Genomic DNA, 15,998 nt, shown 5'->3' on the forward strand with positions numbered 1-15,998 from the left:
TTTGGCTTGCTCACGGGGCGGGGTGCCTTTCCAGGAAATCGGTGATGGCAGCGGCTGCCGGCTCGGGTGTTTCGTAGTGGATCAGGTGGCCCACATTCTCAATGACCACCAATTCGCCCTGTGGCAGGAGTTCGGCGAGCTTGTGCTGGTGCGGCAGCGTGGCAATCTCATCCTGCGCGCCGGCAATCAAGAGGGTGGGCAGGCGCAGTTCGGCCGCCACTTCACGCACTGTTCCGCTGACCGAGGCCCGGAACGATTCCAGCAACATGTCCCGGTTGGCAAAGCCGCTGAAATAGGCGTAGTGCTGGCCATGAATGAACGCCAGCAACTCCTTGTCCCGGGTCTTGGCCATGGTCACGCTCATGATGTGGACAATCAATTTGCTGCGCAGCAAGGCGTTGCCCGGGGCTGCCGGCAGTTTGGCCGACGCCCAGTAATAAAAGACCGCAAGCTTTGTCATGATGCCCTTGGGCCCCTCCAAGGCGGGGGACGCAATGGGGTTGACCAGGATGAGCGGGTAGATGCGGCCCGGGTGGTTTGCCACAAAATGGCTGACCACAATGGATCCGAAGGAGTGCCCCAACAGTACGGTGTCAGGACCCAGCTGCAGGGCTGTCAGGAAATCGTTCAGAAACTCGCCGTAGCCGGCAATGTCATGGCCGCGCCCGGCCGATTCGCCGGCGGCAAAGGCGGGGGAGGCGCCAAATCCTGGCAGGTCGGCCATGATGACGCGGTGGTCCGCCAGCAACTCAACCACCCGCTCCAGGCCGTGGTGGTCACCACGGAACCCGTGCACCATGACAATGGTGCGCGCCGCCGTCGCCGAGTGCGCGGCAGCATACTCCCAGAAGTGCACAGGGGTGCCCGCCACCTCAACGATGTGGGCGCTCTCCCGGTCGGCCAGGTTCACAGCGACACGTGAGGAAACCGGCGTCGTACTTCTCTTCACGGCCATTCCTAGTTCACCTGCAAGGGGTCGGAACCGGAGCGCTGGCCGCTCTCCAGGGCGGCGATGCGCGCCATGTCCGGCTCGCTCAAGCTGAAGTCAAAAACGTGCAGGTTCTCCCGGAGTCGCCGGGCGGAACTAGCTTTGGGGATCACCAAGTGCCCCGACTGGACGTGCCAGCGCAGCACGATTTGCGCCACAGTGCGGGCGTGCGCGGTGGCCAACTCGGCCAGCACAGGATCATCGAGGATGGCGCCGCGGGCCAGGGGGCTCCAGGCCTGGGTGGCGATGCCCAACTCGGCGTGCAGGGCGCGCAGCTCGGTTTGCGGCAGCCGCGGGTGGAGCTCCACCTGATTCACGGCGGGAACCACCTGGCACGCATCCAGAAGCTGCTCTAGATGCTCGGCCTCGAAGTTGCTCACGCCAATGGCCCGCACGCGTCCTTGCTGGTACAACGACTCAAGCGCCTTGTACGTGGGGATGAAAAGCTGACGCTCCGGGCACGGCCAGTGGATCAGGAACATGTCAAGGTAGTCCAGGCCCAGGCGGTCCATGGTGGCGTCAAAGGCGGCAAGGGTGGCATCGTAGCCCTGCTCGGTATTCCAGACCTTGGAGGTGACAAAGAGCTCCTCGCGCGGGGTTCCGGCGGCAACGGCGCCGGCGATGGCCGCACCAACACCCTCCTCATTGCCGTAGAGGGCTGCCGTGTCCACAGTCCTGTACCCGGTATCTAGTGCGGTGGCGACCAGGTCCACACAGTCATCGGCCGGGACCTTATAGACGCCGTAGCCAAGAACGTCGATGCTGACACCATTATTAAGAGTGTATTTGGGGGAGCGATGCATAGCTACGACTTTACCCATTGCTGGCCCCTGACGGCGCATTGCCGCACTGTTTACAGGCCGTCCAAACCATGAAGGAAGCCAAAGATGGGGTCCGAGGACGGGCTGCTTTGCTCCACCAGCTCGCGCGCTGTTGTCTCATCTAAAATCAAGTCGGTGACCAGCCCGGCGGCGAGGGCGCCACGCAGTCCGGTGATTTTCTTGGGGCCCGAGACCACACAGATTCGACGCCGGACAGTGCGCAGGCTCTCCAGGCTGGGTCCGCTGGAACGGTCATTGAGCACAATGCCGGCATCGCTGCCATCGGAGCGGAAGAAGACGGTGGCCACATCCCCAGCGACCCCGCTGGCATCGAGGGCGTCAAGGTCGGTGGTGTCCAGGTAACCGCCGGAATAGACGTGGCTGGTGATTTCAGCATCCATGGACCCCACCCCAAAGATGGCGATGGTCATGCGCTCCTGAAGATCTAGAATGCGCCGGACGCTGCGCTCCTGCCACATCAGCTTCTTCGTTTCAGCATGGTCAAAGAAGGCCGGGACGGGGAACTGCTCCACTTTGGCCCCATAGGCGGTGCCAAAGCGACGGATGATCTCCGAGGCGTAGGTGATGCCCGAGGTTTGGGTGTTGCCCGCCCCGTTGAGCTGCACAATGGTGGTGCCGTGGGTGGTCTTGCGGGTGAGGTGGCGGCTGACAGTGCTCACGGTCGATCCCCACGCCACACCAATGACGGCATTGGAGCCCACCAAGGGGCCGATGGTGCGTGCGGCCTGCATGCTGACCCGTTCGAGCACCTCCACCTCACTGAGCATGTCGGAGACGGGAACCACATGAACGTCCACCTTGTGCCGGGTGCGGATGACGCGTTCCAGCTCCGGCGCCCTGTCCGAGGGGGTCTTGATTTGGATCTGGACTAAACCACTTTCCCGGGCAGAGGACAGGAGCCTGGAGACGGTGGAACGGGAGGTGCGCAATTCACGAGCAATGGCGTCCATTGTCTGGTCCTGCAAGTAGTACATTTGTGCAGCTCGGAGCGTATCTTGCTGCCGCGTTCTCTTGGAAGGCATGGGAAGTCAGCCCTTTCTGCACGTTCGTGCAACACTGTTGACTATATTTTCCATCTGTTCAAACAATAATGGGAATAGGCGCGTAATGCGCAAACCAACAGGACTCGAATGAGGTCGATGTGAGAATCCTAGGCAACGCTGGCAAGAACGAAGAGTCACAGGAGGTGCACCCGGTGGTGCGCAGCCAGGTTGAGGCTTTGCGGGAGCGTCCGCGCGCCAGTGTGTTGATTATTGGTGGCGGCATCAACGGTGTTGGCACTTTCCGTGATCTTGCGCTGCAGGGTGTGGATGTGGCGTTGGTGGAGCGCGGAGACTACTGCCAGGGCGCCTCCGGTGCCTCCTCTCACATGATCCATGGCGGCATCCGCTACCTGGAGAATGGCGAGTTCCGCCTGGTCAAGGAATCGGTGATGGAGCGCAATGGTCTGCTTAAGATCGCCCCCCATTACGTGAAGCCGTTGCAGACAACCATCCCCATCTTCAGCACCTTCTCCGGCATTCTCAGCGCCCCCATGCGTTTCTTGACGCACAAGCAAGGCAAGCCCCAGGAGCGTGGCGCCTTCTTGATCAAGGTTGGCCTGTCACTCTACGATGCGTTCTCCCGCGACGGCGGGACAGTTCCGCGCCACGATTTCAAGGGTCGCAAGAAGGCCCTGGCCGAGCTTCCGCAGCTGCACCCGGGCATTAAGTACGCAGCCACCTACTACGACGCCTCGGTGCACAATCCTGAGCGGCTGACCCTGGATGTCCTCCAGGATGGTGAAAAGGCCGGCCTGAGTGCGGCCGGGAATTCCAACGCCCGGGCCACCAACTACTTGGCTGTCACGGCTGTCAAGGACGACGGCGTCGAGCTCACCGACCAGCTCACCGGCGAATCCTTCACCTTCAACGCCGACGTCATCGTCAACACCACCGGTGCCTGGGTTGATATGACCAACGCCGATCTGGGTGCAGCCACACGTTTCATGGGCGGCACCAAGGGTTCACACATTGTGCTGGACCATCCGGGCCTGTTGGCAGCCTGCAACGGCCGCGAGATCTTCTTCGAACACACCGATGGCCGCATCGTCTTGATCTACCCCATGGGCGACAGGGTCTTGGTGGGCACCACCGACGTCAACGCTGACATGACAGCGGACGCTGTCTGCACCGAGGAAGAGATCGACTACTTCTTCGACCTGGTGGGTCACGTGTTCCCCAATGTTCTGGTCACCAGGGAAGACATTGTGTACAGCTTTGCCGGTGTACGCCCCCTGCCCCGCCATGACGAGACGGCCCCCGGCTTTGTCTCCCGCGACTACCGCATTGAACGCGCCGACCGCACCATCGCAGGATCCGCTGTGCCGGTGCTGAGCCTTGTGGGCGGCAAGTGGACCACGTTCCGGGCCTTGTCCGAGCACATGAGCAACGACGTCCTGACCCTTCTGGGGAAGAGCCGGAAGGTCAGTACAGCGAAACTGCCCATCGGTGGCGGTGCGAACTTCCCGGCCAACGACACAGCCGTCGAGGCGTGGATTGCGGCCCACACCAGCGAATCAGTTGACGCCGCCCGGGTGGGGGTGCTGCTGACTCGTTACGGCACGCGCGCCGAAGATGTTCTGAGCTACCTCAACGCAGGTGTTGATACGGTGTTCGACTCCACCCGCGAACTGAGCAGCCGCGAGGTGGCCTTCATGGTGGAGAACGAACAGATCGGCCACCTGATCGATGTCATGATTCGCCGGACATCGCTGGCCTTCCGCGGTTTGGTCACCAGTGAACTGCTGGCCGAGACGGCGCAGGCGCTGGCCGGCCCACTGGGTTGGGACGGCGCCACTGTGGCCGCCGAAATCAGCCACAGTATTGAGATTCTGGCCCGTTTCCACGGTGTCCAGGTACAAAGCTTGATTGCCTAAGCCCCCCGGGGGCAAAGGGGGCTCAAGAGGGTCACACACAGGTGTAGACCTTTTAATGAATTACCAACCAATAGGAGTCAAAGATGTCTCTTGGAATTGTTTTCCTGTCTGAAGTGATGGGAACCATGATGCTGACCCTGCTGGGTTGTGGCGTTGTGGCAAACGTGGCCTTGAAGGGTAATAAGGGCAGCGGTGGCGGTTTTTTCATGGTCAACTGGGGCTGGGGCCTGGCCGTCATGGCCGGTGTCTTTGTAGCCGCCAAATCCGGTGCCCATTTGAACCCGGCAGTAACTGTCGGCCTGCTGGCCAATGGAAATGCCGAATACGCTCCGGGCGTGGCCGTGAGCTTCGCCTCGACCATGACGTACTTTGGTGCTGAAATGCTCGGTGCGTTCATTGGTGCCATTGTGTGCTGGTTGGCCTACAAGCAGCACTTCGACGGTGAGCCGGATGCTGCAACGAAACTTGCTGTCTTCTCCACCGGACCAGCCATCCGCAGTTACGGCTGGAATGTTGTCACCGAGATCATCGGCACGTTTGTCCTGGTCTTCGTGATCCTGCACTTCGGTGGCGGTGTTGCCGGACTTGGTCCGCTGCCGGTAGCCCTTCTGGTTGTCGGTATTGGCGCATCCCTCGGTGGTCCCACGGGCTACGCCATCAACCCTGCTCGTGACCTTGGCCCGCGCATCGCCCACGCTCTGCTGCCCATCAAGGGCAAGGGTTCCAGTGACTGGAGCTACGCCTGGGTTCCTGTTGTTGGCCCGTTGATTGGTGGCGCACTGGGTGGCTTGATGACCCGGTGGTTGCCTGACCTGCTGGCCGCCGTCTCCTAACCCCACGTACTTGTGCTCGAATGCTCTAACAAAAGGAAACAATGATGTCTCAATATGTAATTGCCATTGATCAAGGAACCACCAGCAGCCGGGCGATCGTTTTCGATCACGACGGCAACATCGTCTCCACCGGTCAGCTCGAACACGAGCAGATCCTGCCCAAGGCAGGGTGGGTGGAGCACAACGCCGCAGAGATCTGGAACAACACCCGTGAGGTAATTGGTACGGCACTGGCCCAGGCCAACCTGACGCGCCACGACATTGTCGGCGTGGGCATCACCAATCAGCGTGAGACGGCGGTTGTCTGGGACAAGAACACCGGCGTGCCGGTCTACAACGCCATCGTGTGGCAGGACACCCGCACGCAGGGCATTGTCGATGAGCTTGCAGCGGACGGCGGAGTTGAGCGTTTCAAGGCCAAGGTTGGGCTTCCCCTGGCCACCTACTTCTCCGGCACCAAGATCAAGTGGATCCTTGACAATGTTGAGGGGGCCCGTGCCCGCGCCGAGGCAGGGGACCTCCTCTTTGGCAACACCGACAGCTGGGTCACCTGGAACCTGACGGGCGGCCCGGACGGTGGCGTGCACATCACCGACGTCACCAACGCCTCGCGCACCATGTTCATGGACCTGGAAACCTTGGCGTGGGACGATGAGATTCTGGCCACCTTTGGTGTCCCGAAGTCGATGATGCCGGCCATCAAGTCCTCATCCGAGGTGTACGGGCACGTGCACAGCAGCCAGTTGCTGCGCGAAGTTCCTGTCGCCGGTATCCTGGGCGACCAGCAGGCGGCAACGTTTGGTCAGGCAGCGTTCAAGCAGGGCGAGGCCAAGAACACTTACGGCACCGGTTGCTTCTTGATCTTCAACACGGGCGAGGAAATTGTCCACTCGAAGAACGGCCTGCTGACAACCGTTGGTTACAAGCTTGGCGACGCCGCCCCGCATTACGCCCTTGAGGGTGCCATTGCCGTCACTGGCTCCTTGATCCAGTGGCTGCGCGACAACCTCGGCATGATCAACTCGGCCCCCGAAGTTGAGACGTTGGCTGCTGCCGTGGAGAACAATGGCGGGGTTTACATCGTCCCGGCGTTCTCGGGTCTCTTCGCCCCGTACTGGCGTCCCGACGCCCGCGGTGCCATTGTGGGTCTGACCCGCTTTGTGAACAAGCATCACATTGCCCGTGCCGCGCTGGAGGCAACAGCCTTCCAGACCCGCGAGGTCCTTGACGCGGTCAACGCCGATTCTGGCGTGGATTTGACCGAGTTGAAGGTCGACGGCGGAATGGTCGCCAACGACGCCCTCATGCAATTCCAGGCTGACATTCTGGGCGTGCCGGTGATTCGTCCCAAGGTCACCGAGACCACGGCACTGGGCGCAGCATATGCGGCCGGCCTGGCCGTGGGCTTCTGGAACGGCTTGGGCGAGTTGTCATCGAACTGGGCCGAGGACAAGCGGTGGGAGCCGAACATGGATCCGGCCGAGCGTGACCGCCAGATGCGCCTGTGGAAGAAGGCCGTGACCAAGTCCATGGACTGGGTTGACGAGGACGTTCTCTAACAGCACGTGAGTGACGACGGCGGGGCCCCACCCAGGTGGGCGCCCCGCCGTCGTGGTTTCACTGCGCCGCCTCCGTGCAATTGCGGCAACGTGGTAGGAAACCCTGTAAGTGAGATAATGTACAGGGGTGCATACAAACCTTCTCCTTAGCTAGCCGCATCCCATCGATGCGGTAAGCCCCTTGCCATGTCGAGGGGCTTTTGTGTGTAAAGAGCCAGAGGGTGCAATAGGGCCAATGATGAATGAAAAGGCAGGGTACGTGAGCGTGCAGTCCCAGACTGAAGAAAACAGCGAAGAGGGCATCTACAATTTCGCCGCGATGGAAGCCAAATGGCCGGCCGTCTGGGACGATCTAAAAGTCTTTACCCCCCTCGACGACGGTTCCAAGGAACGCCGCTACGTTCTGGACATGTTCCCGTACCCCTCCGGGGACCTTCACATGGGCCACGCCGAGGCGTTTGCCATGGGCGATGTTGTGTCCCGCTACTGGCGCCAGCTCGGCTACGACGTGCTGCACCCGATCGGCTGGGATTCCTTTGGCCTGCCCGCCGAAAACGCGGCCATCAAGCGCAACGCCCACCCCAGCGAGTGGACGTACGCCAACATTGACACCCAGGCGGAGTCGTTCAAGCGCTACGCCATCTCCGTGGACTGGTCCCGCCGCTTGCAAACCTCCGACCCCGAGTACTACCGGTGGACGCAGTGGCTGTTCAAGCGCTTCCATGAGCGCGGGTTGGCGTACAGGAAGAATTCCCCAGTCAACTGGTGCCCCACGGACCAGACGGTGCTGGCCAACGAACAGGTTGTCAACGGCGCCTGCGAACGGTGCGGCACCATTGTCACCAAGAAGTCCCTGAACCAGTGGTACTTCAAGATCACCGACTACGCAGACCGCCTGCTGGACGACATGGACGCGTTGAAGGGACACTGGCCCGACCGCGTGCTGGCCATGCAAAAGAACTGGATCGGTCGTTCCGAGGGCGCCCACGTCTCCTTCGTGATCGAGGAAGCCGGCAGCGAAAAGCCGGCGCAGGAACTGACAGTCTTCACCACCCGCCCCGACACGCTCTACGGCGCAACGTTCTTCGTGGTGGCAGCGGATGCGCCGCTGGCCCTGGACCTGGTCACGGGCGAGCACGCCGAGGCGCTGAGCGAATACCGCGAGCAAGTCAAGGCGCTCAGCGACATTGAACGCCAGTCCACCGAACGCCCCAAGTCGGGTGTGTTCACGGGTCGCTACGCCATCAACCCACTCACGGGTGAAAAGCTGCCCGTATGGGCCGCCGACTACGTGCTGGCCGACTACGGCACCGGTGCCATCATGGCCGTGCCTGCCCACGATCAGCGCGACCTCGACTTCGCCAAGGCCTTTGACCTGCCCGTCCGCGCCGTCCTGGACACCGGCATGGAGGACCCCGCCGAAACCGGCACGGCCAGCACCGGCGAGGGCACCTTGATCAACTCCGGCGATCTCAACGGCCTGTCCAAGGCTGAGGGCATCCCGGCGGCCATTGACATGCTCGAGAAGCTGGGCACTGGCAAGAAGTTCATCAACTTCCGCCTGCGCGACTGGTTGCTGTCCCGCCAGCGTTTCTGGGGCACCCCCATCCCCATCATTCACTGTGCCGAGTGTGGCGAAGTGCCGGTGCCCGATGACCAGCTGCCGGTGCGCCTGCCGGACAACCTGCGCGGCGAGGACCTGTCCCCGAAGGGCACGTCCCCCCTGGCGGCAGCTGCCGACTGGGTCAACGTGGACTGCCCGAACTGTGGCGGGGCCGCCAAGCGCGACACCGACACCATGGACACGTTTGTTGACTCGTCCTGGTACTTTTTGCGTTTCGCCTCACCGGACTACACCGAGGGCCCCTTTGACCCGGCCAAGATCAACGACTGGATGCCTGTTGGCCAGTACGTGGGCGGCGTGGAGCACGCCATCTTGCACCTGCTGTACGCGCGCTTCTTCACCAAGGTCATCCACGACATGGGCATGCTGGAGGCCACCGAACCCTTCAGCGCACTGCTGAACCAGGGCCAGGTGCTCAATGGCGGCAAGGCCATGAGCAAGTCCCTGGGCAACGGCGTCGACTTGGGCCAGCAGCTGGACAAGTTCGGCGTTGACGCGGTGCGTCTGACCATGGTCTTTGCCGGCCCGCCCGAGGACGACGTCGACTGGGCGGATGTTTCGCCGTCGGGCTCGGCCAAATTCCTGGCCCGTGCCTGGCGCTTGGCGCGGGACGTTGCCAGCGAGCCCGGCACCGACCCGTTATCCGGGGCCGCCGCGCTGCGTTCGCTGACCCACCGCACAGTCCATGACGCCAAGGCCCTGTTGGCAGGCCACAAGTTCAACGTCGTGGTGGCCAAGCTCATGGAACTGGTCAACGCCACGCGCAAGGTCATCGACTCCGGCGCCGGCGCCACCGATCCGGCGGTTCGTGAGGCAGCGGAGGCTGTCGCCGTGGTGCTGAGCCTCTTTGCGCCCTACACGGCCGAGGACATGTGGAACACCCTGGGCCATCCGGCCTCGGTTGCCAATGCCGGGTTCCCCGCTGTGGACCAGGCCCTGCTGGTGGAGGCGAGCGTCACAGCCGTGGTGCAGGTCCAGGGCAAGGTCAAGGACCGTTTGGAGGTGTCCCCGGACATCACCGAGGAGGCCCTGCGTGAACTGGCCCTGGCCTCGGAGCCGGTGCTGAAAGCACTTGACGGCCGCGGCATCCGCACAGTGATCGTCCGTGCGCCTAAACTGGTGAATATTGTTCCTGCCTAGGCATGGGTGACACGCACGTTTATGCGGCTTGACGCATGAGCCGGCAGCGCCCTCCCCGCCCGGCGGGGAGGGCGCTTCTTTTTCAGAAAGGCGAGTCGGTGGTTCCTGACACAACAGCCGCGCGCACCTGGATTCGTCAACAGGTCCAGCGTCTGCGCCCCAAGACCGGGGCGGATGAGCCAGCACCGCAGCTGCCCAAGCCCAGGGTCGCCGTCGTCACCGATTCAGCCGCTGCGCTGCCCCCGGAGTGGGTCAGCTGGTTCGCACAGAGTCCGCAGCTGACAATTGTGCCCATGCCCGTCATCATTGGCGAGAACGTCTATGCCGACGACGACGCCGAGCTGGAGACCCATATTTCCCTGGCCCTGGTCGCGGGGACCAGTGTGAAAACCTCCAGGCCATCCCCTGGCCAGTTCGAGCGGGCCTACGGCAATGCTGCAAAGGCCGGATTCGACGCAGTGGTTTCGCTGCACATCTCCACGAAGCTTTCGGGGACATTCGACGCCGCACACCTTGCCGCGCAACGCGCAACAATCCCTGTGCACGTGCTCGATTCGGGCACAGTGGGCATGGGCCAGGGCATTGGGGTGCAGGCCGCCGTGGCCGCAGCGGTGGCGGGTGCCGACGCGGAAGCTGTCATGGCGGCCGCCCGTGCCGCCATCGCCGCAACAGATGTGTATTTTTATGTGCCGAGCCTTGAGCAACTGCGCCGCGGCGGACGCATCAGCCTTGCCTCCTCCTGGGTGGGCACTGTCCTGGACATCAAACCAATTCTTGGCATAAAGGATGGCTCGGTCGTGCCTTTGGAAAAGGTGCGCTCCGCGGCCAAGGCGGTTGCCCGGTTACAGGAGCTGGCAGCCCAGAACATCGCATCCCGCGGTGCGGCGAAGACGCAAATCAGCGTGCACCACTTCGGCAATGAGGACCAGGCCCGCGACGTCGACGCTGCCTTGCATCTGGCCTGCCCGGAATTGGGTGCCAGTGCCTTGACTAGATTGCCCGCTGTCTTGGCGGCCCACGCGGGCCTTGGGGTGCTGGTCATTGTTGTCGCTGACGCGCTTGTTCCCCCACAGGTGGGGCAGGAAGCCTAGTTCTCCACAAAACCACCCGGTGGTGTCTTGGCCCGTCCGCGACGGGCCTACCGTAGTTTCATGAGCGGTGTTGGTGGTGACTCGCAGTGGACTCCACAGGGGTCTGCCGGAGCATCGGTGCGCGGCCCGGGACCCGCTGCGCGAGGTCCGCGCTGGATCATTTCGCTGCGGGCCCTGGTGGTGGTGTTGGCCATGCTGGCAGCCGCCCTGGGGGTGCTCTGGCTCGAATCGGCCAACGTGCAAAGTGCTTCCGCGGAACTTGACGCGCAGGACGTGGGGAAAGTTACCGTACCGCCGTTGCCGGGCTCCGCCGCACCGCCGACCTCGGCCGCAGCGCCAGCCCCCGCCGCACCGCCGACCTCGGCCGCAGCGCCAGCCCCCGTGACCTCCGGCACAGGCCCCGCCAGCCAGGGCGGAGCCGCGACCAGCCCGGCAGCGGGGGGTTTGCTGGTGCATGTGGCGGGGGCTGTCAAGAACCCCGGCGTCTACCCCCTGCCAGCGGGCAGCAGAATCTTTCAGGCAGTGGCCGCGGCCGGGGGAGCCCTGCCCGCGGCCGAACTGCAGGCGCTCAACCTTGCGGCACAGATCAGCGACGGCGCACAGATTCTGGTCCCCACCAAGGGACAGCCGCCAGGCGCGGCCGCCACACCCAGCCCCGGAGGCGGACCGCCGGGCCAGACGCCGGCGGCGGGTGCGCTGATCAACCTCAACACGGCCAGTGCCGCGGACTTTGATACCTTGCCAGGCATTGGTCCTGTCCTCGCCGAGCGGATCGTGGCCTGGCGCACCGACCACGGGCCCTTTGCCTCCGTCGATGCCCTGGACGCGGTGTCCGGCATTGGGGCCAAGCTGTTGGCCAACATTCGAGACCTGGTGACGCTCTCGTGAGGCGGCACGCATGAAAGTGCGTGAGCCGCGGTGGGCTCGCTTTGCCAGGGCTGCCGTGGGTGAGCCGGGGCAGAGTGTGGCCACCTCGCGAAGGCAGCGCGGGCGCGAACGTATCCACGCCCTGCGCCGACGCCTTGCCCGGGCCCATGACGAGGTGGCCATCTCCCCGGCACACAGCCGGGCGGATCTTAGGCTGCTCCCGGCCGTGGCAGCCAGCTGGTTGGCGGCTGCCACGGCCATCACCGTGCCGGGCCCATGGGTTGTGGTGGCTGCGGCGCTGATGGCTGCCGGTGTGCTTGCCGGGGCCGCACTGCTGTGGCGCCGCAGTGCCAACCAGCGGGCGAGGCGACGGGGGAGGGCAGGCACGGGGCCGCGGCCCGGGGGAGGAGTCAAGGGTGTCGTGGCAGCCTCCGCGGCCACAGGGCTGCTCGCCACCGTCTGCGTCACGGCCGTGCTGATGACTGTCGGGCTGCGGCACGCTGCCGCGGCTTCCTCGGCCCTGGAACAGGCTGTAACCCGCGGCGAGGACCTGGCGCTCACAGTGGAGGTGAGCAGCGTGCCCAGGCGGCTGGAAGCCGGCCACGCGCCCGGACAACTGATCTTCGACGCCGACGTTGTACATGCCACGGGCAACGGTCGTGTGATGACAGGGCGGCTGCCCATTCGGGTGGTGGCGGCGTCAAGCTGGGGCCACGTGCGCCTCGGCGACAGGGTCTCCACCGCTGGCCGGATTGCCCCAAAAGATGCCCACGAGCGTGCGCGGGGTTTCCTACACCCGTCCACACCGCCCCTAAACGTGACACCGGTACGGTCAGGGACGCAAGCGGTGGTTGTGCCCATGCGCACGGCGTGGGTCGATTCCGTGACACGTGTGTGGCAGCCGCTTAACCCTGATACGGCAGGTCTCCTGCCCGGGATGGTGATGGGGGATCGCAGCGGCATGGAGGCAACCCTCAACGAGTCCATGAAGACAGTGGGGCTGACACATCTAACGGCCGTCTCTGGTGCCAATTGCACGCTGGTGTTGGCGTCGTTGACGTTGCTGGTGCGTTCACTGCGGGCACCACGAACGGTGGCGTTCCTTGCCGCCGGTGCGGGGCTGGTGGGTTTTGTTGTGCTGGTGGGGCCGGACCCCAGTGTGCTGCGTGCCGCTGTCATGGGGGCCATTGGGGCGTTGGCGATTGTAGGTGGCCGGCCCAGACGGGTTGGCGCCTTGCTCAGCGTGAGCATAGTGGGGTTGCTGCTGGTGGACCCGTGGCTGGCAGTGGACTATGCCTTCACCCTTTCGGTGCTGGCTACCTTGGGGATCCATCTGGTGGGGCGGCGTTGTGTGAGCTGGTTGGCTGTTTGGTGGCCCGTGTGGCTGGCCCAGGCGGTGGCGATACCGTTGGCGGCGCAACTACTCTGCGCCCCTGTCATTGTGTTACTGGCCCCACGGCTGACTCCCTACACCATTCCCGCCAATATGCTGGCAGCCCTGGTGGTGGCCTGGGTAACCACTGTGGGAACGTTCGGCCTGTGCGTTGCTGCCATGTTTTCGCCCGTAGCGTCCGTGTGCGCCTTCTTCAGTGGGCTGGGTGCATGGTGGGTGTCGGCCGTTGCCCGGTGGATGTCGGAACTGCCGGGCGCCAGTTTGCCCTGGCCGGCAGGGCTTGAAGGTGTTGTCTTGATGGCGGCCCTGAACGCCCTGACACTCGCTGCCTTGTTCGCCGTGGTGGAGCAGGATCGCGCCACGGTGGTCACCGTGCGTTTTCTGAAAACGCTCCCCCTCAGGTGGCGCGCGCATTTCGGTTTTGGCACTGTGGTGGTTCTTGCCGCCGGGGCCACAGCATGGTGGTGCGCGGCCGTCCTGAGGCTGTGAGCGCGGCCGCCGCTGGGTTGGGAAACACCAGCAGGGATGGCACAGTAGATGCTGTGAACATTGCATGGACAGGAAAGCAACAATGAGCCCGGCACCCAGGACAGGTCAACGGCCGACTGCGGGCGCCGACTGGCGTGATGTCCCGCTCGCCCCGGTGGTTTTGCTTTTTGGGCCGGAAGACTTCATTGCCAGCCGTGCAGTGGATGATCTCCGGGCTAAACTTCGGGCCCAGAACCCCGAACTGGAATTGACGTCCCTGGATGCCTCCCACTACACGGCCGGCGCGTTGGGCGTGGTGGCCAGCCCGTCACTGTTCAGCGAGCCCAAGCTCATCCAGGTCGCAGCCCTGGCCACCATGAACGATGACTTCCTGGTGGACGCCCTGGCCTACATTAAAGACCCGGCACCGGATGTGACACTTGTGCTCGTTCACGGCGGCGGCACGCGGGGCAAGAAACTGTTGGATGCGCTCAAAGCGCTGGGCGCTCCGCGCGTGGAGTGCCAGCCGCTGAAGAAGGACGCCGAAAAATCATCCTTTGTCAGTGCCGAGTTTTCCCGGGCCAAGCGCCGCATCGACGCCCAAGCCGTCCACGCCCTTGTGGCAGCTGTCGGGGCTAGCCTCTCCGAACTGGCCGCTGCCTGCTCGCAGCTGATAGCTGACACCACCGGGATGGTCAGCAGCGACGACGTCGACAAGTACTACAGTGGCCGGGTGGAGGCTACAGCCTTCCGCGTCGCCGATGCCGCACTGGCCGGCAACGCCCCGCTCGCCTTGTCCACGCTGCGCCACGCCCTTGCCACAGGAGTTGATCCGGTTCCCCTGGTGGCCGCGCTGGCCATGAAGGTCCGCCAGGTCGCCAAGGTGTTTTCCCTGCGCGGCAGCTCGGCCCAACTGGCCCGCGACTTGGGTATGTCACCGTGGCAGGTGGAAGCCGCCCGCCGCGATGCCGGGCATTGGAGTGGGGAGGCGCTGGTGCTGGCCATCAAGGTGCTGGCCGAGGCTGATGCCCAGGTCAAGGGCGCGGCAAAGGATCCTGTCTACGCCGTGGAGCGGGCCGTCATAGTCATTGCCACCTCGGCCAGGCGCTAAGCCGGGTCACGGGCGGCAGGACTTAAACACGTTGGGCCCCCACCAAAGGTGGGGGCCCAACGTTTGAGTTGCGAAGCAGATCAGCTTCTCTTAGAGGGCGTTAACCTTCTTGGAGATGGCTGACTTGCGGTTGGCAGCGTTGTTAGCGTGGATAACGCCCTTGCTGACAGCCTTGTCCAGCTTGCGGCCTGCATTCACCAATGCAACCGTAGCTGCATCCTTGTCGGCCTTGGCCACTGCCGTGTTTACTGCACGGATAGCGGTCTTCAGCTCGGACCGCACCGAGAGGTTGCGCTGACGCGCCTTCTCGTTGGTGAGGATGCGCTTCTTCTGAGACTTGATATTAGCCACGTTGTTATAACTCTCTTTTGATACGTAAATTCGGTCGTAGAGGGCGTAGCTTGACCGTTGACAGCGGCGTGGGGATGCTCGAATTGTGGTGAACGTCAGGCCAAGCTGTTGTACCCGCCGACCTGCACGGGCACACACTATTGAAAAGTTTATCAGATGCTGACCCGCAGGGTGGAGGGATCTACTTCCAGCCGTGTCGGCGCCGCAGCCCGGTGGCTACAGCGGCGAAGCGCTTGGCGTCGAGCACGGCACCTTCGCGGCGGAGGTCAGCCTCGGCCACCTGCAAAACCCGATCGAGCTTGACCTCGCTGGGTCGGCCCTGACGGTCCCAGGATCCGGTGCCAATGTCCACGTAGTCGTCGTCGCCTCGCCGGTCGTTGCTGTGGTCCTTGCTGGTGAGCATGAGTGCCAGCAGCCGCCGACCCGAACGGCCCACCACCAACACGGGCCTGTCCTTGCCCTGGCTGTAGTCCTCCTCATAGGGCACCCACGTCCACACAATCTCGCCCGGGTCGGCAGCGCCGTCGGGCTTGGGTGCGTAGCTTACGGTTGAGGTTCCGCTGAAATCGCCCGGGTAGGGCGCGTGCAGGCCCGCGGCGGGCGTGTTCGACGCCGGCCGCTGAGCCGGGCGTGAACCCGCCCTTGCGCCGGGCTTGCCAGCGGGCTTGCTGCCCGGGCGGGTGCGCGGGGGCGCCGACTTGCCGGGGTTGAAAAGGGCGCCGGCAATGGAGCGCAGAAGGCCAATGATGCGGTCGGTTGTTGAGGGCATGGCTCCTACACTAGCGAACAGGCTCGTGCGTTCTCATCTAGGCCC

Annotated in this window: 13 protein-coding genes; 8 read left to right on the plus strand and 5 right to left on the minus strand. The window is 63.8% G+C overall.

Features of this window, described 5'->3' with window-relative positions:
- Nucleotides 1-10: 10 nt before the first annotated feature.
- The 3 genes from ACX80E_RS07960 to ACX80E_RS07970 are packed head-to-tail and all read right to left on the minus strand — an operon-like array spanning nt 11 to nt 2,780.
- Nucleotides 11-955 carry an alpha/beta fold hydrolase gene (locus tag ACX80E_RS07960; RefSeq protein WP_459301385.1) on the minus strand — a complete coding sequence of 315 codons (945 nt, stop codon included), beginning with the start codon at nt 953-955 and terminating at the stop codon, nt 11-13.
- 2 nt (nt 956-957) lie between these two features.
- Nucleotides 958-1,791 (minus strand): aldo/keto reductase, encoded by an 834-nt coding sequence (locus ACX80E_RS07965; protein ID WP_459301386.1) that lies wholly within the window; start codon nt 1,789-1,791, stop codon nt 958-960.
- A 50-nt stretch (nt 1,792-1,841) separates the two neighbouring features.
- Nucleotides 1,842-2,780 carry a sugar-binding transcriptional regulator gene (locus ACX80E_RS07970; protein ID WP_459301387.1) on the minus strand — a complete coding sequence of 313 codons (939 nt, stop codon included), beginning with the start codon at nt 2,778-2,780 and terminating at the stop codon, nt 1,842-1,844.
- A 191-nt stretch (nt 2,781-2,971) separates the two neighbouring features.
- On the opposite strand from ACX80E_RS07970, the gene ACX80E_RS07975 reads away from it, so the two are divergent.
- From ACX80E_RS07975 to holA, 8 genes are all read left to right on the plus strand, one after another.
- Nucleotides 2,972-4,747, plus strand: coding sequence for a glycerol-3-phosphate dehydrogenase/oxidase (locus ACX80E_RS07975; RefSeq protein ID WP_459301388.1), 1,776 nt, complete (start codon nt 2,972-2,974; stop codon nt 4,745-4,747).
- 83 nt (nt 4,748-4,830) lie between these two features.
- A complete protein-coding gene (locus ACX80E_RS07980) occupies nt 4,831-5,580 on the plus strand; it encodes an MIP/aquaporin family protein (RefSeq protein WP_459301389.1) in 750 nt (249 codons plus the stop codon).
- A gap of 44 nt (nt 5,581-5,624) precedes the next feature.
- Entirely contained in the window at nt 5,625-7,139 is a 1,515-nt protein-coding gene (glpK, locus tag ACX80E_RS07985) for a glycerol kinase GlpK (protein WP_459301390.1), read from the plus strand.
- 259 nt (nt 7,140-7,398) lie between these two features.
- Nucleotides 7,399-9,903, plus strand: a complete 2,505-nt coding sequence (gene leuS, locus ACX80E_RS07990) for a leucine--tRNA ligase (protein WP_459301391.1) — start codon at nt 7,399-7,401, stop codon at nt 9,901-9,903.
- A 98-nt stretch (nt 9,904-10,001) separates the two neighbouring features.
- The gene (locus ACX80E_RS07995) at nt 10,002-10,994 is read left to right on the plus strand and encodes a DegV family protein (protein ID WP_459301392.1); all 993 of its coding nucleotides are present in this window, start codon (nt 10,002-10,004) and stop codon (nt 10,992-10,994) included.
- 60 nt (nt 10,995-11,054) lie between these two features.
- Nucleotides 11,055-11,882, plus strand: coding sequence for a helix-hairpin-helix domain-containing protein (locus ACX80E_RS08000; RefSeq protein ID WP_459301393.1), 828 nt, complete (start codon nt 11,055-11,057; stop codon nt 11,880-11,882).
- 10 nt (nt 11,883-11,892) lie between these two features.
- Complete coding sequence (locus ACX80E_RS08005; RefSeq protein ID WP_459301394.1) at nt 11,893-13,743, plus strand: ComEC/Rec2 family competence protein; 1,851 nt, start codon at nt 11,893-11,895, stop codon at nt 13,741-13,743.
- A gap of 82 nt (nt 13,744-13,825) precedes the next feature.
- Complete coding sequence (holA, locus tag ACX80E_RS08010; protein WP_459301395.1) at nt 13,826-14,833, plus strand: DNA polymerase III subunit delta; 1,008 nt, start codon at nt 13,826-13,828, stop codon at nt 14,831-14,833.
- A 90-nt stretch (nt 14,834-14,923) separates the two neighbouring features.
- On the opposite strand, the gene rpsT is transcribed toward holA, so the two are convergent.
- Nucleotides 14,924-15,184 carry a 30S ribosomal protein S20 gene (gene rpsT, locus ACX80E_RS08015; protein WP_459301396.1) on the minus strand — a complete coding sequence of 87 codons (261 nt, stop codon included), beginning with the start codon at nt 15,182-15,184 and terminating at the stop codon, nt 14,924-14,926.
- Nucleotides 15,185-15,365: 181 nt separating this feature from the next.
- Nucleotides 15,366-15,953 carry a type II toxin-antitoxin system PemK/MazF family toxin gene (locus ACX80E_RS08020; RefSeq protein ID WP_459301397.1) on the minus strand — a complete coding sequence of 196 codons (588 nt, stop codon included), beginning with the start codon at nt 15,951-15,953 and terminating at the stop codon, nt 15,366-15,368.
- Nucleotides 15,954-15,998: the final 45 nt, after the last annotated feature.

Source organism: Arthrobacter sp. TMN-49, assembly GCF_054511095.1.

Bases quoted from the DNA above. Each gene is read 5' to 3' on its own strand.
- ACX80E_RS07960 (WP_459301385.1), bottom strand. From the start codon at position 955: ATGGCCGTGAAGAGAAGTACGACGCCGGTTTCCTCACGTGTCGCTGTG.
- ACX80E_RS07965 (WP_459301386.1), bottom strand. From the start codon at position 1,791: ATGCATCGCTCCCCCAAATACACTCTTAATAATGGTGTCAGCATCGAC.
- ACX80E_RS07970 (WP_459301387.1), bottom strand. From the start codon at position 2,780: ATGGACGCCATTGCTCGTGAATTGCGCACCTCCCGTTCCACCGTCTCC.
- ACX80E_RS07980 (WP_459301389.1), top strand. From the start codon at position 4,831: ATGTCTCTTGGAATTGTTTTCCTGTCTGAAGTGATGGGAACCATGATG.
- glpK (WP_459301390.1), top strand. From the start codon at position 5,625: ATGTCTCAATATGTAATTGCCATTGATCAAGGAACCACCAGCAGCCGG.
- ACX80E_RS08000 (WP_459301393.1), top strand. From the start codon at position 11,055: ATGAGCGGTGTTGGTGGTGACTCGCAGTGGACTCCACAGGGGTCTGCC.
- ACX80E_RS08005 (WP_459301394.1), top strand. From the start codon at position 11,893: ATGAAAGTGCGTGAGCCGCGGTGGGCTCGCTTTGCCAGGGCTGCCGTG.
- holA (WP_459301395.1), top strand. From the start codon at position 13,826: ATGAGCCCGGCACCCAGGACAGGTCAACGGCCGACTGCGGGCGCCGAC.
- ACX80E_RS08020 (WP_459301397.1), bottom strand. From the start codon at position 15,953: ATGCCCTCAACAACCGACCGCATCATTGGCCTTCTGCGCTCCATTGCC.